16 protein-coding genes are annotated in these 20,776 nt (G+C 62.1%); 9 read left to right on the top strand and 7 right to left on the bottom strand.

Features of this window, described 5'->3' with window-relative positions:
- Window positions 1-80: 80 nt before the first annotated feature.
- On the top strand, window positions 81-1,301 hold the full coding sequence (locus tag OIS50_RS03200) for a molybdopterin molybdotransferase MoeA (protein ID WP_264692883.1): 1,221 nt from the start codon (window positions 81-83) through the stop codon (window positions 1,299-1,301).
- A gap of 342 nt (window positions 1,302-1,643) precedes the next feature.
- Complete coding sequence (locus tag OIS50_RS03195) at window positions 1,644-3,686, top strand: FG-GAP-like repeat-containing protein (RefSeq protein WP_264692882.1); 2,043 nt, start codon at window positions 1,644-1,646, stop codon at window positions 3,684-3,686.
- Window positions 3,687-3,707: 21 nt separating this feature from the next.
- Here OIS50_RS03195 and OIS50_RS03190 read toward each other — a convergent pair whose 3' ends face one another.
- Complete coding sequence (locus OIS50_RS03190) at window positions 3,708-5,471, bottom strand: AMP-dependent synthetase/ligase (protein ID WP_264692881.1); 1,764 nt, start codon at window positions 5,469-5,471, stop codon at window positions 3,708-3,710.
- Between the two features lie 369 nt (window positions 5,472-5,840).
- Between OIS50_RS03190 and OIS50_RS03185 the strand changes: the two genes are divergently transcribed.
- A complete protein-coding gene (locus tag OIS50_RS03185) occupies window positions 5,841-6,080 on the top strand; it encodes a hypothetical protein (protein ID WP_264692880.1) in 240 nt (79 codons plus the stop codon).
- Between the two features lie 111 nt (window positions 6,081-6,191).
- Here OIS50_RS03185 and ygiD read toward each other — a convergent pair whose 3' ends face one another.
- Complete coding sequence (gene ygiD, locus OIS50_RS03180) at window positions 6,192-7,076, bottom strand: 4,5-DOPA-extradiol-dioxygenase (protein ID WP_264692879.1); 885 nt, start codon at window positions 7,074-7,076, stop codon at window positions 6,192-6,194.
- 310 nt (window positions 7,077-7,386) lie between these two features.
- Window positions 7,387-7,977: a Crp/Fnr family transcriptional regulator gene (locus tag OIS50_RS03175; protein ID WP_264692878.1), complete on the bottom strand. Its 591-nt coding sequence runs from the start codon at window positions 7,975-7,977 to the stop codon at window positions 7,387-7,389.
- Between the two features lie 276 nt (window positions 7,978-8,253).
- On the opposite strand from OIS50_RS03175, the gene OIS50_RS03170 reads away from it, so the two are divergent.
- Window positions 8,254-10,773, top strand: coding sequence for a TonB-dependent receptor (locus tag OIS50_RS03170; RefSeq protein WP_264692877.1), 2,520 nt, complete (start codon window positions 8,254-8,256; stop codon window positions 10,771-10,773).
- Window positions 10,774-10,854: 81 nt separating this feature from the next.
- Window positions 10,855-12,114, top strand: coding sequence for a PepSY-associated TM helix domain-containing protein (locus tag OIS50_RS03165; protein WP_264692876.1), 1,260 nt, complete (start codon window positions 10,855-10,857; stop codon window positions 12,112-12,114).
- 79 nt (window positions 12,115-12,193) lie between these two features.
- On the opposite strand, the gene dnaB is transcribed toward OIS50_RS03165, so the two are convergent.
- On the bottom strand, window positions 12,194-13,807 hold the full coding sequence (gene dnaB, locus OIS50_RS03160) for a replicative DNA helicase (RefSeq protein WP_413617038.1): 1,614 nt from the start codon (window positions 13,805-13,807) through the stop codon (window positions 12,194-12,196).
- 211 nt (window positions 13,808-14,018) lie between these two features.
- On the opposite strand from dnaB, the gene OIS50_RS03155 reads away from it, so the two are divergent.
- Together OIS50_RS03155 and OIS50_RS03150 are read left to right on the top strand one after the other, a co-directional pair.
- Window positions 14,019-15,401 (top strand): UDP-N-acetylmuramate--L-alanine ligase, encoded by a 1,383-nt coding sequence (locus OIS50_RS03155; RefSeq protein WP_264692874.1) that lies wholly within the window; start codon window positions 14,019-14,021, stop codon window positions 15,399-15,401.
- A 175-nt stretch (window positions 15,402-15,576) separates the two neighbouring features.
- Window positions 15,577-16,278: an alpha/beta fold hydrolase gene (locus OIS50_RS03150; RefSeq protein ID WP_264692873.1), complete on the top strand. Its 702-nt coding sequence runs from the start codon at window positions 15,577-15,579 to the stop codon at window positions 16,276-16,278.
- Window positions 16,279-16,333: 55 nt separating this feature from the next.
- Here OIS50_RS03150 and OIS50_RS03145 read toward each other — a convergent pair whose 3' ends face one another.
- Genes OIS50_RS03145 through OIS50_RS03135 form a run of 3 tightly spaced genes read right to left on the bottom strand, consistent with a single transcriptional unit; the run spans window position 16,334 to window position 17,834 of the window.
- Window positions 16,334-16,456: a hypothetical protein gene (locus tag OIS50_RS03145; RefSeq protein ID WP_264692872.1), complete on the bottom strand. Its 123-nt coding sequence runs from the start codon at window positions 16,454-16,456 to the stop codon at window positions 16,334-16,336.
- A complete protein-coding gene (locus OIS50_RS03140; RefSeq protein ID WP_264692871.1) occupies window positions 16,453-17,028 on the bottom strand; it encodes a hypothetical protein in 576 nt (191 codons plus the stop codon). Before OIS50_RS03140 ends, OIS50_RS03145 begins: the two co-directional genes overlap by 4 nt.
- A 14-nt stretch (window positions 17,029-17,042) precedes the next feature.
- A complete protein-coding gene (locus OIS50_RS03135) occupies window positions 17,043-17,834 on the bottom strand; it encodes a M48 family metallopeptidase (RefSeq protein WP_264692870.1) in 792 nt (263 codons plus the stop codon).
- A gap of 262 nt (window positions 17,835-18,096) precedes the next feature.
- On the opposite strand from OIS50_RS03135, the gene OIS50_RS03130 reads away from it, so the two are divergent.
- Together OIS50_RS03130 and OIS50_RS03125 are read left to right on the top strand one after the other, a co-directional pair.
- Complete coding sequence (locus tag OIS50_RS03130) at window positions 18,097-18,711, top strand: fumarylacetoacetate hydrolase family protein (RefSeq protein ID WP_264692869.1); 615 nt, start codon at window positions 18,097-18,099, stop codon at window positions 18,709-18,711.
- A 79-nt stretch (window positions 18,712-18,790) separates the two neighbouring features.
- Entirely contained in the window at window positions 18,791-20,731 is a 1,941-nt protein-coding gene (locus OIS50_RS03125; protein ID WP_264692868.1) for a M23 family metallopeptidase, read from the top strand.
- Window positions 20,732-20,776: the final 45 nt, after the last annotated feature.

The following is a 20,776-nucleotide window of genomic DNA, read 5'->3' as shown; positions in this document are numbered from 1 at the left end:
CCACCCTTTACCTTAGCGCGCTGCCCAGGGTTTGGCTACCTAGGGCGGCCTCTCTCCTACCTGCCTGCTACGCAACCCGCATGCTTTCCGTCGACGAAGCTACCCGCCTTGTTCAAAGCACCGCCCGGCCGCTGCCCACCGAAACTGTTCCGCTGGACCAGGCGTTGGGTCGGGTGCTGCGCGAGCCCCTGCACGCCGACCGCGACTTTCCGCCCTTCGACCGGGTTGCCATGGATGGTATTGCCCTGCGCTACGCCGCCGTGGCCGCTGGCCAGCAGGTGTTTGAGCTTGAGCGCACGCAGTTTGCCGGCCAGGCGCCTACCCCGCTGCTCAACCCGCTCGCGGCCATCGAGATAATGACCGGTGCAGCCATGCCGCCCGGCACCGATGCCGTGGTGCGCTACGAGGATTTGCTGATTGCCGAGCACACTGATGGCCGCCGCACGGCCACCGTGCAAGTGCCGCCCACGGGGCCCGGCTTCAATGTGCATCGCCGCGCTTCCGACCGCCAGCAGGGCGAGCTGCTGCTGCCCGCCGGCACCGTGCTCGGCCCCGCCGAAGTAGCCGTGGCGGCTACTGTGGGTGCCGCGCACCTGCACGTGTCGCGGGCACCTAGGGTAGCGGTAGTGAGTACCGGCGACGAGCTGGTGGAGGTAACCGAAACCCCGCTGCCGCATCAGATTCGGCGCTCCAACGCGCAGATGCTGCAAGCCGCCGCCCAGCAAGTTGGTGCCACAGCCGAAGCCTTCCACTTCAACGACGACCTCGCTTCCTTGCGCGCGGGCCTGCCCGCTTTGCTGCTGCAGTTCGATGCCGTACTGCTAAGCGGCGGCGTATCGAAAGGCAAAGCCGACTACCTGCCGCAGGCCCTGCGCGAATGCGGCGCCGAGCAGATTTTTCATGAGGTGCAGCAGCGGCCGGGCAAGCCGTTTTGGTTTGGCCGGCACCCGCAGGGCGCGGTGGTGTTTGCCTTGCCCGGCAACCCGGTGTCTACGTTCGTCAACTACTTCCGCTATGCCGCACCGTGGCTGCGGGCCGTGCAGCTGCCCGAGCCGGCTTTTGCCTCGCCCGGCTACGCCGTGCTGGCTGCCGATGTGGTTTTCAAGCCCAGGCTCACGCACTTTTTGCTGGTGAGCCTGCAAAGCAGCCCCACGGGCCAGTTGCTGGCTACGCCCGAGCGCGCCCACGGCTCCGGTGACCTGGCCAGCCTGCTCCCCAGCGACGGTTTTCTGGAGCTGCCCGCCGAGCGTGAGCAGTTTGCGGCCGGCGAGGTGCTGCCGGTGTGGCGCTTTCGGTGGTAGTAAGCCTAGGCCGCCGCCCAACCGACGACGCCCTTTTCAGCCCCGCTTTCCACCTCATCGGTACAATTTTACGAAGGAAAACCCTGCGTTTACATGACTATTGTCATATAATTAATTAGCTTAGTTATATACATTGATTATCGAACCGTTACTGCGGTTCTGGCTGGTGTCGGTTGTGCCTACCGTCGGGCTTTTTAGCTTGGCCAACTCCCCCTAGGCGCCGGTTTAAGAGCATTTGCTCTCCGGCATATCTTACTGTCAGTGGCTTATAAGCAACCGCAACAGGCCGGCTTGCAAGCTCACGCCCGCGCTTTTTATCAATTATTACCGGTTACCCTTTGTATGCTACGTCTACCCAAGGCTGCTTCCGTTGGGCTATGCAGCTGTTTGCTTCCGCTGATTTCGGCAACCGCGCAGCCCACCATCACCAAACTATCCCCGGCCGCCAACGCAACCAACGTGCTGCGCACCGAGCCGGTGGAGGTGACTTTCAGGCAAGCTATTGGCCGGGCAAGCGCCTACGGCCTGCTGGTGCACAGTACCCTACGCGGGGGCATGCGGGTGGGCCATACGGCCTACAATAAAGTTACCGGTACGCACCTTACCTGCACGCCCGATTTTGCGTGGCAGCCCGGCGAAGTGATTACGGCCGTGGTAACCACCGCTGTGCACGACCCGCGCGGACAAGCCCTGAAGGCCCCCTGGGTCTTTCAGTTTACCACCGCAACGGGGGGCAGCGGCCGAGGCAATTTTACTCCGCCAGCCGCGGGCGGCGAGCTTGCAGTAGGCAGCAGCCCGGGCCAGGTAGTGATGGGCGACGTGGACAACGACGGCGACATTGACCTGGTAACCAGCAATGACCTGGCCGACGCCAACTCCAACCACACCATTTCGGTGCGCCTCAACAACGGCAGCGGGGCTTTCTCGGGCGGTGGCGAGTACGCCATGGCCCGGCCCGATGCCGGCGTGCTGAACCTTGACATGGGTGACGTGGACAACGACGGCGACCTCGACCTGGTAGGCTACACCTATGGCGCCAACGTGCGGCAAATGGTAACCTGCCTCAACGACGGCCGAGGAAAGTTTACACGCTCGGAATTGGGTTTCCCGCAGGTCGGCCGTTTTGTCAACGCGGTTACCCTAGGTGACATCGACGGGGATGGCGACCTGGATATGGTAGCCAGCAACAGCTTCCCGCCCCAGTTCGACGTGTGCAAAAACAACGGTAACGGCGTTTTTACGACAACAGCAACCCTGTTTTTGACACAGGGCGCCGGCATTGCCTCGCTGGCCGATGTAGACAACGACGGCGACTTGGATTTCCTTAGCCCGACCTGGGGAACGGGAACGGTTTCTGTGCTGCCGAACGATGGCAGCGGTACCTTCTCGAACGAGGCGCGATACAGCGTGGGTGCTGGTCCGACCATCGCCAAAACTGCCGACGTTGATCGTGACGGCGACCTGGACTTGATTTCAGCCAACACCAACAGCCTGAGCGTACGCCTGAACAACGGCCGGGGCGTTTTCGGGAATGGCTCCGACGTTGCCATTAACCCAGGCGCGCACAAAATGGAGCCAGCTGATGTGGATGCCGATGGCGACCTGGACCTGGTGCTGGTTAACCAGGAAACCAGCCAACTATCGGTGTTGCGCAACAACGGCAGCGGCAACTTTCAGGCAACGGAGTACGGCAGGGTGGGCAGCTTTCCGACAAGCATGGCCGTGGTTGATATGGATGGCGACAACGACCTGGATGTGCTAACGGCTAACAACGGCGCCAGCTCTTTGAGCCTCCGCATGAACCTAGGTGCCCCGTTGCCCGTGGAGCTGGCCAGCTTTACGGCCGAGCGCCGGGGCCAGGCCGCACACCTGGCCTGGACCACTGCCTCCGAGCGGGCCAACAAGGGCTTCGGGGTGGAGGCTTCGCTCAACGGCCAACAATTCCGGCGCATTGGCTGGGTACCCGGCAAAGGCACCTCAACCAGCCCCACCCGGTACCAGTTTGTGGACGCCCGGCTGCAGCAGTACGCCAGCCCAATTGTGTACTACCGCCTTGTGCAGGTAGATGCCGATGGCACCGAGCGCATCAGCCCCACCCGCGCCATAACCATCGAACGGGTTGGTAACCTGGTTGCCGAGGGCTGGCCGAACCCTTTCGGGGAGCAGCTGACGGTGCAACTCCAGGCGCCGCAGCCCGGCAAAGCCGACTTCGTGCTCTACGATGCCCGGGGCGTGGTTCAGCTGCGCTTTAGCAGCAACGTAGCGGGCGGGCCCAACCAGCTGCCCTTGCCGCTGCGCAGCAACCTGCCCGCCGGCCTTTATTGGCTGGCCGTGCAGCAAGCCGGCCAGCAACAAGTACTCCAGCTTTACCGGCGCAACGAATGACGCCCGACCCGGCCCAGGCGCCTACTGAAACAGCCCGGCAATGCGCTGCTCGTTTTTGGCGCTGATGATCTTGCGTTTCAGCTTCATGGTGGGCGTCAGCTCGCCGGTTTCCACCGTCCAGGGGTTGTGCAGCAGGGCTACTTTTTTCACCTGCTCCCACTGGGCAAAGGCGGCGTTGTACTGCTGCACCAGCTCTTTGTAGAGCTTTTGCACCCGCTCGTGCGCTACCAGAGCCGCATCGTTGGCAAACGATAGCTGCTGCTGCTTGGCCCAGCTGCGCAACTCCTCAAAAGCCGGCACCAGCAAGGCCGCGGCGTATTTCTGCCCGTCGCCCACCACCATGGCCTGCTCGATGAGCGGGGACTCCTTGAGCTTGTTTTCGATGACCTGCGGGGCCACGTACTTGCCGCCCGAGGTCTTGAACATCTCCTTCTTGCGGTCGGTGATTTTGAGGAAGCGCCCGTTGACGAACTCGCCGATGTCGCCCGTGTGAAACCAGCCCTCCTGGTCAATCACCTCGGCCGTCAGGTCGGGCCGGTTGTAGTAGCCTTTCATCACCGACGGCGACTTGGTCAGAATCTCCCCGTCGGGCGCAATTTTCACCTCCACACCCGGAATTACCGGGCCCACCGTGCCGGGCATGTTGTCCTCGCGGTTGTAGCGGCAGGCGGCAATTACCGGCGAGGTTTCGGTGAGGCCATAACCTTCCATCACGTGAATACCGGCCGCCCAAAACACCCGCGCCAGCCGCGGCTGCAGCGCCCCGCCGCCCGAGATGATGCACTTTACCTGATTACCTAGCGCTTCGCGCCACTTGCTGAACACCAGCTTGTTGGCCACAGCAAGTTGAGCGTTGTACACCGGCCCCAGGTTGCGTTGCGGGTCGTAGCGCAGGCCCAGGTCAAGCGACCAGAAGAACAGCTTTTTCTTCAGGCCTTCGAGCGTCTGGCCTTTGGCCACAATCTTGTCGTAAATCTTTTCGAGCAGGCGCGGCACCGTGGTAAACACCTGCGGCTGCACTTCGCGCAGGTTGTCGGCAATTACCTCCAGGCCCTCGGCGTAGTACACGGCCAAACCCAGCTTCAGGTACAGAAAAGTGGCCGTGCGCTCGAAGATGTGCGAAAGCGGCAGAAAGCTCAGGGCTTTCTCACCGGGCACCACGGGTATAAACTCGCGCAGCGAGTGGCAGTTGCTCAGGATATTGGCGTGCGAGAGCATTACGCCTTTGGGCCGCCCGGTGGTGCCCGAGGTGTAAATGAGCGTCAGCAGATCGTCGGGCTGCACGGCGGCTTTCAACGGCTCCAGCTCGCCCGCACCGGCCTGCTTACCTAGGGCCAGCAGCTCGTCGAAGTGGCGGGCGCCGGGCACCTGGTCGAAGGTGAATACGTGCTCGGGCGCTTGCTCCAGGTCTTTCAGCGCCTCCTTCACGCGGGCGTACAGCTTGCGGTCCGACACCAGCACCACTTTCACGGCCGCATCCTGAAAAATGTAGCGGTAATCCTCCACCGTAATGGTGGGGTACATGGGCACGCTCACGGCGCCGAGCTGCGCAATACCGAAATCGGCCTGCACCCACTCGGGCCGGTTGTTCGAGATGATGGCCACCTTATCGCCGCGCTCCACGCCTAGGCGGCGCAGGCCCAGGCTGCAGGCATCGGCTGCGGCCTGCACCTGTTGGTTGCTCAGGGGCAGCCAGTTGCCGCCGGTTTTGGCCACGAGGCAATCAGCCTGCGGGGCTTCGGCGGCGCGCTGATTCAGGATTTCGAAAGTGCGATGAAAGCGCATCGGTGTGTCGTCGGAAGTATGCGGAACCAAAGGAGCCGGCCCACAAAAGCGGGCGGCGCTAAGGCAAAAACGGCGAAAAGTTACGGCAAGTTGGGCTCAGCGGCCGGGTATCAGCCCCAGGATTGTTTTGCGGCCGGTGCTGGCCCGGGGTTGGCCGCCTTTTGTGGGCCGGCTGGCCTTAAATCCCCTTTTGCCGGTATCAGTGCTGGCCTCCCAGCCCCAAACCAAGCTCAACCCATTGATAAGCAATGATTAACCGCAACCAAAACCCCGTATTTATCCCTGATAAATCTCAGTAATATTATCTGCTTCAAACATGAACTATCCAAGCTAATTTTGCCTTATCCCGTCAAACATATAAACACGGTTATGCTAAAGGTGCAGTTGAGCGAGGCAGGTTTCTACGAAGTAAATTGGCCCCACACCGAGGTGGTAGCCGGCGTAACTTACGTTCGGCCGGGCATGCGCGAGTCGGTACGGGTGTTTCTGCCCGACGATGCGCTGGAGGTAGAAGTTTACGCCGGCGACCTGCAGAACGGCCGCCTGGTGTACCGCGGCCCCGCCGCCGAAGCCGCCCAGCTACGTTACCTGGCCAACCGCACCAACTAAGTCTCCCCCTACGCTCTTTTCGATACTACTCTGCAACCAAAACACCAAAAATGCAAAAGCCCGAGGCTCTAGCCCCGGGCTTTTGTGTGCCGGTACCTAGGGCCGGGCGGCTTACCCCACCGCCACCGTGCGCATGCTGATGCCGCCGTACGACACCTCCTCGAACAGGTGCGCAATGGGCTCGTCTTTGTCGGCCAGGGCTAAGGTGTAGAGCAGCGGCCAGTAGTGGTCGGGCGTAGGCACCGCAAGGGCTCCGCTGGCACCGGCATTCTGCACATCGAACAGGCTGCTGAACTCGCGGCGGTCGATGCGCTGCTTTACCCACTCGTCGAACTCCGCGGCCCACGCGTAGGGCTGCGCGTCGCCGCTCATTAGCTTGGGCATGCTCTGGCGCAGGTTGTGCACCACGTTGCCCGAGCCCACAATCAGCACGCCGCGCATGCGCAGCTCCTGCAGCTGGGCGGCCAAGGCAAAATGCTGCGCGGGCGTTTTGTAGAAGTCGAGGCTCAGCTGAAACACGGGCACGTTGGCCTCCGGAAAGAGGTGGTGCAGCACCGTCCAGGTGCCGTGGTCGAGGCCCCATTCGTCGGAGCCGTGCAAATCGGGCACCAGCGCCATGGCCTGCCGGGCGTACGCGGGCGCGCCGGGCGCGGGGTACTGCATGGCAAACAGCTCCGGCGGAAAGCCGCCGAAGTCGTGGATGGTTTCGGGCCGCTCGTTCAGCGTCACGAACGAGCCGCGGGTAAGCCAGTGCGCCGATACCACCAGAATGGCGTTGGGCACCTGCCGCTGCCGGATTGCCTCGCCCTGCCGGCGCAGCATGCGCGTAAAGGCGTTGTCTTCGAGCGCGTTCATGGGCGAGCCGTGCCCGATGAACAGCACCGGCATTTTGCTGCTTTTCTGAAACGACGAGGTGGCGGTACGGAGGTCTTGCAGGTTCATAGCAGAAGCAATGGGCAGCACAGCCAGGGCTTTCAGGAAAGTCTTGCGGTCCATGGCGGTTGTTGCGGTGTTGGTTACACGGCAAAATTACCCCGCCACCTAGGGCCCATGCCTTGATGTATGGTAAGAAATGGCCCGGTGTAGCGCGTGTAGCGCGGGCTTTAGCCCGCGTTGGCGTGAACGACGTCGTTGGGGCGGTACCGCGCGGCACCAATCGTTCACGCCAACGCGGGCTGAACCGCAGGAAGGCGTAGCCAAGCCCACGCTACACGCGCTGCCGCCCTAGGTCAGAAATCACTATCCGGGGACGCGGACTACAACCGAAGGTCGGCGTAGCCAAAGTCCGCGCTACACGCGTTACCGTTCAGTGCCCGGCCAGCTCGCGGCGGATGCGGCTCAGCGACTCCGGCGTTACGCCCAGGTACGCCGCAATCAGGCGCTGGGGCAGGCGTTGCGCCAGCGTCGGGTAGGTCTGCACAAAGTCGAGGTAGCGCTCCTCGCCCGTGGCGCTCAGCGCGAGCACCAGTCGTTTTTGCATGGTGCGCATGTTGTTCTGCAGCAGCGTGGTAAAGAACTCCGGGAAGGCGGGCGTAATCTGGCTGAGCTTGCGGTAAAAGGCCGCGTCGAAGAGCAACACCTCCGATTCCTCCACGGCATCGATGGCAAACATGGCCGGCTCGCGGCGGTGCAGGCTGTTTTGGTCGGCAATCCACCAATGCTCGGGCGCAAACTGCACCACGTGCTCCTTGCCTTTGGCGTCAACCACAAACGCCCGCAAGCAGCCCCGCGCCACAAAAGCCCCCACCCGGGCCACCTCGCCGGCGCGGTGCAGCACCTCGTGGCGGCGCAGCACGCGCGGCTCGAACAAGGCTTCTACGGCGGTGAGCTGGGCTTCGCTGAGCGGTAGCCGCTCGGCAAAATAGGCTCGCAGTACGTCGGCCGACCTTAGGTTCATAGTCGCAATATCGGCAGCAACGCCTGCGTGCCGGCCACTAACCCGGGCGGCTTGAAGCGGCTGCGCATCACTAACCGGAGCTGGTCGTGGCCGGCTAGGATTAAAGACTCACCCGAAACCCTTTCAGCTAAAACGGGCCAGAGCACCTAGGAGCGCAGAAAACGGGCACTACGATCAAGCCAAATTAAAAAGTTTAACCTCAGCCGTATTTTTATTTGGACTGGATCTAAATAGATGTTTGCTTTGCGTCACTTTTGAATCAGTCTAAATAACTGAATGCGCCGCACCCTCCCCCTCCTGCTTCTGGTTTCTGCTCCGGCAGCCGTTACTGCCCAATCGTTACTGGCTTATAACAACCACCCCTCCGACCAACCCACCAACTCGCCTTATGTAGCCCACGGCCAGGTGGTAGGCCGCGTGGTGCTGGCCGATGGCCAGGCGGCCGAGCAGGTTTCGGTGATGGTGAAGGGCACCACCATCGGCACCAGCACCGATGCCGATGGGTCGTTTCGCCTGCGCCTGCCCAGCGGCAAGCAAACCCTGGCAGTGGCCTTTTTGGGGTATGTAACCCAGGAAATTGAGGTGGAGGTGCCCAACCGCAGCACCCTCAGCCTGAACACGATTACGCTGGCCAAAAGCGCGCAGCAGCTTACTGAGGTGCGCATTACCGAGACGCGCTCCATCAACCAGCGCCCCACCGGCGTGAGCAAGATGCCCATCCGCCCGCTCGATTTGCCGCAGGCAGTGCTCAGCGTCAACCAGGAAACGCTGGAACGCCAGCAGGTGCTGCGCCTTAGCGACGCCATCGTGAACACGCCGGGCCTGTACGTGATGGCAGCCACCGGCGGCACCCAGGAAGAGTTGGGCGGCCGCGGCTTTGCCTACGGCTCGAACAACACCTTCAAAAACGGGGTGCGTTTCAACAACGGCATCATGCCCGAGGCGTCGTCGCTGGAGAGCATGGAGGTCTTGAAGGGCAGCACCGCCATTTTGTACGGCAACGTGTCGGCCGGCGGCGCCCTCAACCTGATTACCAAAAAGCCCAAGTTCGAGCGCGGCGGTTCGGTGGCCCTGCGCACCGGCTCCTTTGGTTTCTGGAAACCGATGGTGGATGTGTACGGCGCCGTGGGCCAGAGCGATAAAGTGGCCTACCGCCTGAACACCACCTACGAGCAAGGCAACAGCTTCCGCGACGGGGTGCAATCGGAGCGTTTCTACGTAAATCCCTCGCTGCTCTTTAAGCTGACGCCCAAAACCGATCTGGTGCTGGAGGGCGACCACCTGCGCGACAACCGCACGCCCGATTTCGGGGTGGGCGCCATCGATTACCAGGTGCTGGAATCGCGCACGCGCTTTCTCAACCTAGGCAACGCCCGCAACGCTGCCAGCCAAACCAGCGCAACCGCTACGCTCACCAGCCGCCTCAGCAACACCTGGCAGGTGCGGGGCGTGGCCGGCTTCCAGCGTTACGAGGTGGAGCAGCGCAGCGCCGCCCGCCCCACCAACATTAACAATGGCAAAACCAACCCGGCCCTGCGCGGCAACTGGACGCGCAACCTGCAGCGCAGCCAAAACGCCGAAAACTACTTCCTGGGTCAGCTCGATCTGACGGGCTCGTTCCACACCGGTTTTCTGGGCCACACCCTGCTGCTCGGGGCCGATGCCGACCAGTACCAGACGCGCACGATTTCGTACGTGGCGGCCCCCTTCGACAACATCAACGTGCTCGACCTAGGCCGCGAGCTGAGCCGCCCGGCCGGCGCCGTGAGCGGCTACAACGACCTGAAGCGCAACCAGCTGACGCTGGGCAACACCCGCCGCGCCGGTTTCTACGCACAGGATTTGCTCAGCATCAGCGAGAAGCTGAAAGTGCTGGCGGGCCTGCGCTGGAGCTACCAGGAAACGCCCAGCGACGTGTACACCTACGCTACGGGCAAATTCGACGAAAATCGCCGCTTCGACAACGCCTTCTCGCCCCGCGTGGGCCTGGTGTACCAGCCCATCAAGAATACCTCGCTGTTTGCCTCGTACGCCAACTCTTTTCAGCCCAACACCGGCCGCGACGCCAACGGCGCCTCGCTGGCGCCTTCTACCTTCGATCAGTACGAGGTGGGCGTAAAGAACGACCTGTTCAACGGCGCGCTGTCGGCCAACGTAACGGCCTACCGCATCGTCAACAGCAACCTGGCCCAAACCTACCTAGGGCCGCTGTACCAGGCCGATGGCTCGCCGGTGCTCAACGCCGACGGCACGGTTAAAATGAACCTCGATGCCAACATTAAGGAACTGGCCGGCGAGGTAACCAGCAAAGGCCTGGAGCTGGATGTGCAAAGCAAGCCTTACCTGGGGTGGTCGGTTATTGCGGGCTACAGCTACAACATGACGACCTACACCCGCAGCAACATCTACGAAGTAGGCAGCCGCCTGCGCTACAACCCCGCGCACACCGCCAACCTCAGCCTGTTCTACACCTTCGAGCACTCCTTGCTGAAGGGCCTGAACGCCGGCGTAACCGGCTACTACATGGGCGACAAAGTAGCGGGCCGCAACACGCGCCTCTACAACCCCGCCGACGGCAAGCCCTGGCCGGCCAGCACCGGCGATGCGTTCCAGCTGATCGAGGTGCCCAACTACCTGCTGTTCGATGCCTCGCTGGGCTACACCTACAACCGTTTTTCGTTGCGCCTGAAACTTGCCAACTTGCTGAACGAGTTGAGCTACAACATGCACGACGACAACAGCGTGAACCCCATTGCGCCGCGTAACTACTCGGCCACCTTCTCCTTCAAAATCTAACGCTCCCAACCCTTTTCGCTGCCGCCAACCCATCGGGCCGCCTAGGTTCGGTGGGTTCGGCATATCAGGCGCCCTACTACCATGAAGGTTCTTTTCCGCAACATCCACCTTTACCTGAGCCTGATTTCGGGGCTGGTTATTGCCGTTGTGTGCTTTACGGGCGCCGTGCTCGTGTTCGAGAAAGAGCTCGAGCAGGCATTTAACCCCGAGCGCTACTTCGTCGCGCAGCCAGGCACGCAGCGCCTCTCGCCCGAGCAAATGGTAGCGGCCGTGCAGGCGCAGGTGCCCCAGGCCAAGGTGGCCAGCATTAAGCTCTACGCCGACCCCATGCGCACCGCCGAGGTAAACCTGGCCGGTGGCCCCGGCGGTAAAGAGGGTGGTAAGGAAGGTGCCATGCGCGGCAGCCAGGGCGGCGAGAAGCGCGCAGGCGCCCCTGCCGAACAAGGCGCGAAAGCCGGCAAAGAAGGCAAAGGTGAGAAGGGCGGCAAAGGCGGTGGCGAAGGCGGCCGTGGCCCGGTTTACTTCGTGAACCCCTACACCGGCGCCGTGGTAGGCCCCTACGTGTACCGCGAAACGTTCTTCTACGCCATGATGGCGCTGCACCGCGGCATGGTGGGCGGCCCCGTGGGCAAGCTGATCGTGGGCGTGAGCACCCTCATGTTCCTGTTCATCATCGCCACGGGTTTGGTGCTGTGGTTCCCGGCTACCGGCAAGGTGCTCAAGCAGCGCCTCACCGTTAAGTGGGATGCCAGCTGGAAGCGCCTCAACCACGATCTGCACATTGTGCTGGGCTTCTACTCGGCCTTGTTCCTGTTCGTGTTTGCTTTCACGGGTTTGGCGTGGTCGTTCGAGTGGTTCAACAACGGCATCTTCGCCGTTACCAGCTCCAACCCCAAAGGCCCCGAAGCACCCAAATCGGAAGTGCTGCTGAGCGGCGGCAAGCTGGGCTTCAACCAGGCCTATGCCGTGGCCCAACAGCAAGTGCCCAACGCCCTGTCGTACGCCATTGCCATGCCCAAAGACTCGGCCGAAGCCGTGCGCGTGATGACCACCACCGCCAACGCCGCCTACGAAGGTGCCACCGACGAGCTGTACCTCGACCAATACACCGGCCGCCCCCTAGGTAAGCTCGCCTTCGCGGACCGTAACCTGGGCCAGCGCGTGCGCCGCACCTTAAAGCCGGTGCACACGGGCGCCATTTACGGCACGCCCTCCAAAATTATTGCCCTGGTGGTGTGCGTGCTGGGCGTTACGTTCCCGGTTACGGGCGTAATCCTGTGGCTGAACCGCCTGAAGAAGGAGCGCAAAAAGCAGCGCAAGGCTGCCCTGGTTTCCGCCTGACACTGAAGCCGGCTTACTCCCAAGCAAAAGGCCCTAGGTGCATACCTAGGGCCTTTTGCTTGGGAGTAATTATTTAAGCTTAAAACGGCGGATCCTCGTTGCCGAAGTTGCTCTTCGGGAAGGGCTGGGGCGAGGCACCCAGGTCGTTCATGCGCGAACCCAAGCGGATGGTGTTCGGCGCGAAGCCCGGGTCGTCCTCAAAGCCGCTGTCGAAGTTGCTGGCGGGCAGTTGGCCGGTGTTGTAGTTGGCCGCTTCGGGCGCAAAGCCACCGCTGTCGAGGTCCGAGAACTTGGTAAAGCGGCCGATAAACTTCAGCGGAACCGTATCGAGGCCGCCGTTACGGTGCTTGGCAATGATTACCTCGCCTACGCCCTGCGTGGGGTTGCCCATTTCGTCTTCGGTAATGCCGTAGTACTCGGGGCGGTACAGGAACATTACCATGTCGGCGTCCTGCTCGATCGAGCCCGATTCGCGAAGGTCGCTCAGCTGCGGGCGCTTGTCGCCGCCACGGGTTTCAACCGAGCGCGAAAGCTGCGACAGCGCGATTACCGGGATGTTCAGCTCCTTGGCAATACCCTTGAGCGCGCGCGAAATCGAGGCAATTTCCTGTTCGCGGTTGCCGCCCGGCTTGCCGTCGCCGTTGCCGGTCATCAGCTGCAGGTAGTCGATGATGATCATCTGAATGTCGTGGTGCGACTTCAGGCGGCGGCACTTCGTGCGCAGCTCCCGAATGCTCAGGCCGGGCGTATCGTCGATGAAAATGGGCGCGTTCGAGAGCGTGGCAATTTTGTGGTTGAGCTGCTGCCACTCGTAATCGGCCAGGTTGCCCTTCTTGATCTTCTCCGAATCCAGCTCCGCTTCCGCCGAAATCAGACGGTTTACCAGCTGAATCGAGGACATTTCGAGCGAGAAGAACGCCACGGCTTTCTTATCGAGCACGGCCGCATTGCGCATGCACGAGAGCACGAAAGCGGTTTTACCCATGGCCGGGCGCGCCGCAATAATCACCAGATCCGACTTTTGCCAGCCCGACGTGACGCGGTCCAGCGCCACCATGCCGGAGGTTACGCCGGTAAGGCCGCCGGTTTGCTTGCTCTTCTCTTCCAGCTCCTTGATGGCTTTGCCCATCAGGCTGCGCATGTCGTCGAAGTTCTTCCGGATGTTCGACTCCGACACCTCGAACAAGGCCTGCTCGGTTTGGTCGAGCAGGTTAAACACGTCCATCGTGTCCTCGTAGGCGTCGCGGTGCACATTGGAGGCAATGGCAATCAGCTCGCGCTTAATGGCGTGCTCCGTAATGATGCGGGCGTGCGTTTCGATGTTGGCCGCCGACTGAATGCGGTACGTAAGCGAGGCTACGTACTGCGGGCCCCCGGCCATTTCCAACGCCCCCATGGCACGCAGCTCCTGCGTTACCGTCAGGATATCGATGGGCTCGGTTTTGTCGAACAGCGACAAAATGGCCTGAAAGATCTGTTGGTGCGCCTCCTTGTAAAAGCTTTTGGGCTTCAGGATGTCGATAACGCTGGTGAGGGCATCTTTTTCGAGCATCAGGGCTCCCAGCACGGCCGACTCCAGATCGAGGGCTTGCGGGGGGAGCTTGCCGGTTGGGTTGGTGGCTACAACGGGCTTGTTCCAGGCTTTGTGGGCCCTGGCGGCCAGTTGCTTAACGCGGCTGTTGCTTTCGTCCATCATCGTGCGGCAGATCCACTTATTCCGAAAGTACCAGAAAAGGGCTACAAAACTACGCCCGCCGGCGTGATTTGTCGACGTTGATTGCCGACAGAGTTTTCGCTACTTTGGCCCAATTAGCCCGGGTGTAGCAGCCGACCCGCGCGGCCTTTGCTACTTTTGTGGCTCGGCTTTTGAGCCGCCCTTGTGTAGCGTACCACCTACTGCCCGCATGGCCTTACCAAACTATCGGCGCGTCCACCTGATTGCGGTGGGCGGCAGCATTATGCACAACCTGGCCTTGGCACTGCACCGCCAAGGCATACACGTAACCGGCTCCGACGACGAGATTTTCGATCCGGCGCGAACCCGCCTGCAGCAAGCCGGCCTATTGCCCGAGCAAATGGGCTGGGATGCCGCCCGCATCACCGACGACCTCGACGCGGTAATCGTGGGCATGCACGCCCGCCCCGATAACCCGGAGCTGCACCGCGCCCAGGAGCTGGGTTTGCGCATTTTCTCCTTCCCCGAGTTTATTTACGAGGCCTCCAGGGATAAGCAGCGCATCGTAATTGGCGGCTCGCACGGCAAAACCAGCATTACCAGCATCATTCTGCACGTGCTGCGCCACCACGGCCTCAAGTTCGACTACGCCGTTGGGGCCCAGCTCGAAGGCTTCGATTTGATGGTGAAGCTCACCGACGACGCACCCATCATTATCATCGAAGGCGACGAGTACCTCTCCTCGCCCGTGGATCGGCGACCGAAGTTTCACCTGTACCAGCACCACATCGGGGTGATTTCGGGCATCAGCTGGGACCACATCAACGTGTTTCCGACCGAAGAAATCTACCGCGAGCAGTTTGCCATTTTTGCCCGCATGACGCCCAAAGCCGGCGTGCTCATCTACGACCGCGACGACGAGCAGGCGCAGTTGGTAAGCGTGCCCTCCAACCCCGATGTGAAGTACGTGGGCTACGGCCCGCACGAGCACGTTATCAAGAACGGCGTCACCTCGCTGGTTACCAAGAAAGACGAGCTGGTGCCCATTCAGGTGTTCGGCGAGCACAACCTGCGCAACATTTCGGCGGCCAAAGAGGTGTGCAAGCAGCTCGGCATCAAGGGCAAAGACTTTTACGAAGCCGTGGCCACGTTTAAGGGCGCGGCCCGCCGCCTCGAGCTGGTAAAGCAAGGCGCTACCTCGGTGGTGTACAAAGATTTTGCGCACGCGCCCTCCAAGCTCAAGGCTACCTCGGCAGCGCTCAAGAAGCAGTACCCGCAGCGCCGCCTGATTGCCTGCCTGGAGCTGCACACCTTCAGCTCGCTGAACCCCGATTTCCTGCCCCAGTACGAAGGCACCTTCGACGCGCCCGACGTGGCCGTGGTGTACTTCAACCCGCAGGTGCTGGCCCACAAGCGCCTGCCTCCGCTCAGCGACCTGCAGGTGGCCGAGGCCTTCCACCGCGCCGATTTGCGTGTGTTTACCGACAGCAGCAAACTTGCGGCGTATCTGCAGGAGCAAAACTGGCAAAACACCAACCTGCTGATGATGACCTCGGGCACCTTCGACGGCATCGACCTGGGCAAGCTGGCCAGCGAGGTAACCGGCAACTAACTGGCGGCGTGCTTGGCACGTTTGGTTTTGAATACGCAACAGCCCGGAGCTATCCTCCGGGCTGTTGCGGTTTTGAGCAGACTTCTGACCCAGGCAGCCGCAGGCAACGTATCTGCTGGTTGCAGCCCCTTTCAAAAGTCGTGAAGCGCTGGCTTCTGTTACATTTAACGCCGCTATGAAACCCACCCTCCTGCTACTCCACGGCGCCCTAGGTTCGGCGGCTCAGCTCGAGCCCCTGGCCCAGCGGCTGGCGGCCGATTTCGAAGTGCATTCTTTCTCGTTCAGCGGCCACGGCGGGCGCGAGCTGCACCCCGAGCAGTTCAACATGACGCACTTCGCGGCCGAAGTAAGCTACTTTCTGGCCGAGCACCACCTCGACAACGTGCACGTATTCGGCTACAGCATGGGCGGCTACGCGGCCATCCTGAGCGCGGTATCCGACCCCGGCCGCATCCGTTCCATCACTACCCTAGGTACCAAATTCGATTGGTCGCCGGAGGTAGCGGCCCGGGAGGTGCAGATGCTGGACGCGGATAAGATGCAAGCCAAAGTGCCGCAGTTTGTGGAGCACCTGCAGCGCACCCACGGCCCCGGCAACTGGCAAGCGGTGGTAACCTCCACCGCCGCCATGATGCAGGAACTGGGCACCGCCCCGGCCCTGCACGAGCTAAACCTTTCGGCGCTGGCCATTCCGGTGCAGGTGCTGGTAGGCGACGGCGACAAAACCGCCGGCGTGGAGCCCTCGCGGCAGTTTGCCATGTACTTGCCCACGGCCACCTTCGAGGTACTGCCGAATACGCCGCACCCCTTTGAGCGCGCCGACCTAGGGGCGCTGACGCACCGCATCCGGGAGTTTGCCATAGCGGCGGCTGTTTAGCCCGCTACCTGCCCAACGCAAAAGCGGCCTGCTCCACCTAGGGGCAGGCCGCTTTTTATTCGTCGGCGGGTTTGGGGGGCGGCGGTGGCGCGGGTGCAGCGGGTTTCCGGCGCCGGTCGGTGGTTACCAGCAGCGCCAGGGCCGTTAGCGTCAGGCGCAAAATCCACTTGCGGCTCATCGGCTGTTGTTGGCGGTGGTGGGGAAAAACGTGTTCTTCTCCTTGATTTCCAGGTCGCAGGTGCCGCCGCCCGAGTTGTCTTCGCACGTGGAGCCGGTAATGGCGCTGCGGTTGAAGTTGAAGTAGCACATCTGGCAGCCGCGGCCTTCCAGCACGTAGCGCTCGGTGGCCGAGCTCAGGTACAGCTCGTTGTCGGTGGTTAGCTCCAGCGGCATGGCCATGGCCCGGAACATGCCGTTGCGCAAGCCCATGCCCACCAAAAAGTACGAGGGTTTCTCCTTGGCCGAGCTTTGCACCTTGCGCACCTGGGCGTTGTTCACCACGGTGCCGTCGCCGAACTGCCGCGTGAAGTTTACCATCAGCTGCTGGCGCGGCACTTTGTACTCCACTTTTCCGGCCTCCACCACGGCCACCAGCCGGTTGGGCGAATCGAGTACGCGCAGGCTCTCCTCCACCTTGCGGTTGGGGCCCCGGCCTTCGGGGAAATTTTGCCTGGATGTTTCGCAGGCCGATAGGAGCGCAATACCTAGGGCGGCGGTGGTAAGCAGACGGGAAAAACGGGTCGTGAACACAGGTGTAGCCCGCGTTAGCGGGCGGTATAGTACTTACGGGCCTCCGGCAACTGGCGCTGAATGTCGGCGATGCGCGTAGCGCTGGAGGGGTGGGTTGAGAGGAATTCGATGTTGCCGCCCTGCTCCTGGGCCGCCATCCGTTGCCAGAACGCAACGGCCGCGTCGGGGTTGTAGCCGGCCATGGCCATGAAGATAAGCCCCAGCCGGTCGGCTTCCGACTCCTGGTTGCGGCCGTACTTCAGCAAGCCCAGCTGCGAGCCGACGCCCACTGCCTGCAGAAACACGTTTTGGGTGGCCGAGGGGTTCTGGCCCACGGCCGTCGAGAGCACGCCGCCCAGGCCCTGCGTGGCCATTTGCTGGCTCATCCGCTCGCTGCTGTGCTTGGCCACGGCGTGGGCAATTTCGTGGCCCATCACCACGGCCAGGCCGGTTTCATCCTGCGTGATGGGCAGAATGCCCGTGTACACGGCTACTTTGCCGCCGGGCATGCACCACGCGTTTTGCTGGTCTTCCTGAATCAGGTTGAACTCCCACTGATACCCCTCGAGCTGGGCCGCGGCGTTGTTCTGGCGAAAGTACTGCTCCACGGCCTGCTGAATGCGCTGCCCCACGCGGCGTACCATGGCGGTTTGGGCCGCATCCGCGGAAAGCCGGCTCGACTGCAGCACCTTCTGGTACTCCTGGGCGGCCATGGCGTTCATTTCCTGATCGGACACGAGGTTGAGCTGCGAGCGGCCGGTGATGGGCACCGTGGAGCAGCTCACGGCCGCGAACATGGCCGCGGCTACCATCAGCTTTTTTAACATCGGGGTGGTGTGTGTTTCAGAGGGCAGGAGGGCAAAAACCGCATCCGGCGGCTAGAATACTGATTTCAGCCGAGCTCCGCGGTATGGCTGCTATACGGTGGCACCCAGGCCAAATGTTGTGCGCGGGCCTAACGTGCTCAGCCGCTTTTGCGTAAGGGGCCGCATTGCCGCCGGCGTTTTCTGCGCGGCCGCAATGGTGTACTTTTGCTTAGGGCCGGTCGTTTACCGGTTTCCTCCCCCATCCCCCCCGACTCCGCCTCTCATGAAGATTCTCTGCATCGGCCGTAACTACGCCGAACATATTGCTGAGCTGAATAACGAAGTACCCGACGAGCCCGTCATCTTCCTGAAGCCCGATACGGCCCTGCTGCAGCGCGGCATGCCGTTTTTCTACCCCGAGTTCACGCAGGACATTCACCACGAGATTGAGCTGGTGCTGCGCGTGTGCAAAAACGGCCGCCACATCGAGGAGCAGTTTGCCCACACCTACTACGATGCCGTTGGCCTGGGCCTCGACCTGACGGCCCGCGACCTGCAAAGCAAAGCCAAAAGCAAAGGCCTGCCCTGGGATTTGGCCAAGGGTTTCGACGGCTCGGCCCCGCTCAGCACCACCTTCAAGCCCGTTTCGGAGTTTGCCGACCTAGGCAACATCAACTTCCGGCTGGAGGTAAACGGCGAGGTGCGCCAGCAAGGCAACTCCGGCCTGATGCTGCACGATTTCAACAAAATCATCAGCTACGTGTCGCGGTTCATCACCCTGAAAATGGGCGACCTGATTTTTACCGGCACGCCCAGCGGCGTCGGGCCCATTAAAGTGGGCGACCAGCTCACGGGCTACCTCGAAGACGAAAAGCTGCTCGACGTAGCCGTGAAATAAGGAGTAGTTGGTTGAACGTTGATTGTTGATTGTGCTGAAGAATAGCCTGCTCTCTACCTGGCTGCTGGCTGGCCCAGCTATGCTGTTGCTTGCCTCGGCGGCCCCCTCGGCCTGCACCACCGATACCAACAAAGGCGACAAGCCGGCGGCCGCCAAACCCGCCCCCGCCCCGCCCGACAGCGTTTCGGTACCTAGGGATTATTTCCTGTTCCCCATCAAGCCCGGCAAGCCCAACCTGCTGGCGGCCAGCATGGGCGAGCTGCGCCCCAACCACTTCCACGGCGGGCTCGACATTAAAACCGACGGCGTGGTGGGCCTGCCCGTGTACGCCTCCGCCGACGGCTACATCTCGCGCCTCAAGCAGTCGTCGTTTGGCTACGGCAACGTGCTCTATATCACCCACCCCAACGGGTTGGTTACGGTGTACGGCCACCTCAACCAGTTTAAAGGCCCGGTGGCCCAGGAGCTGCTGAAGCGCCAGTACGAAAAGCAGACCTACGAGCTGGAGCTGTTCTTCCGGCCCGGCGAGTTTGCGGTGAAGCGCGGCGACGTGGTGGCCCTTTCGGGCAACACCGGCGGCTCGGCGGGCCCGCACCTGCACTGGGAAGTACGCGACGCCAAAGACACCCAGCTGAACCCGCTGCAGTGGGGCGGCTTTGCCGAAATTCAGGACCACATACCGCCCACCGCCGTGATGACGGCCGTGGAGCCGCTGAGCATCGATGGCCGCGTGCAGGGCCGCTTCGAGAAGCGCCTGTTTGCCCCCACCGGCACCAACACCGCGGGCTTTGCCGTAGCCGATACCATTCCGGTGGCGGGCACGGTGGGCTTGCTGCTGCAGGGCTTCGACCGGTTCGACAACGCCTGGAACAAAAACGGCCTGCAGCGGGTGGAGGTACGCGTGAACGGCGCGCCGCACTACACGCACGCCATCAACGGCGTGGGCTTCCCCGACGAAACCCGGCAGGTAAACCACCACACCGACTACGAGTACATGATGACCACTCGTAGGACGATGGAAAAGCTGTGGGTTGACGAAGGCAACACCCTGCCCATTTACGAAACCGGCCCCAGCAAAGGCCGCCTGCGTACCGAGCCCGGCAAGGTGTACACCATAGAAATGCGCTTGTCCGACTCGTACGGCAACACCACACCGCTGCGCATGGTGCTGCGCGGCGTGGCCTCCGATTACTGGCAAACGCGCTCGGCCGCGGTGCGCAAGCCCGCCCTGCGCTACGATGTGCTGCGCAACATTTTGCGCGTAACCGCCGACGATACCGCCCGCCAGGCGCCCAACCTGACGCTGCTGCGCGGCAACCGCCAACTGCAGCTGAAGCCCAGCTACACCGACCAAAGCCGCTCGGTGTACCTCTACGACTTGCGCGCTGGCCTGCCCGATTCCCTGCGCTTCCCCGGTATCCGGCTGGCCCAACGCTTCGACCGGGTGGCGGCCATACCGGCCCAAACCGAGCAGCTGTTCTCGAATCAGCACCTGAATATTGCGTTCAGCCCCAACACCCTGTTCGATACGCTGTACCTGCAAACCAGCTACAAAAACGGCCTCTGGACGGTACAAAACCCGCGTACGCCGCTGCTGGCGCCTATTCGCGTCACCCTGAAGCCTGAGGTACCCGTGGCCGACAAGCGCCGCTCGGCGGTGTACCTGATTCGCGGCAACGGGCGCATTTACCAGGGTGGTAAGTGGGACGGCGAGGCCGTTTCCTTCACCACCAAAATCCTGGGTCAGTACCGCATCCTGGCCGATACCACGGCACCTTCGGCCAGGCTGGTGAGCAAAGGCTACGGTGGGCTGGTATTTAAAGTAGGCGACGACCTGTCGGGCCTGGCCAGCTACCGCCTCGAAATCAACGGGCAGTTTAAACGCCTTCGCTTCGAGCACAAAAACGCCACGCTGTTTACCGAGCGCGAAGACACCCTCGGGCCGCCGCTGCGCGGGGCCGCCCGCCTGCACATCACCGACCAGGCCGGCAACGAAAAGACCCTCACATTTCAGCTGTAAAGCATAAAAAGCGGAGCCCAGGCTCCGCTTTTTTCTTGTGCCCCC

Origin of the sequence: Hymenobacter sp. YIM 151858-1, assembly GCF_025979705.1 — a bacterium.
GTDB lineage: Bacteria > Bacteroidota > Bacteroidia > Cytophagales > Hymenobacteraceae > Solirubrum.
The sequence above is the reverse complement of the archived record's forward strand: the minus strand, read 5'-3'. Positions and strand labels throughout refer to the sequence as shown.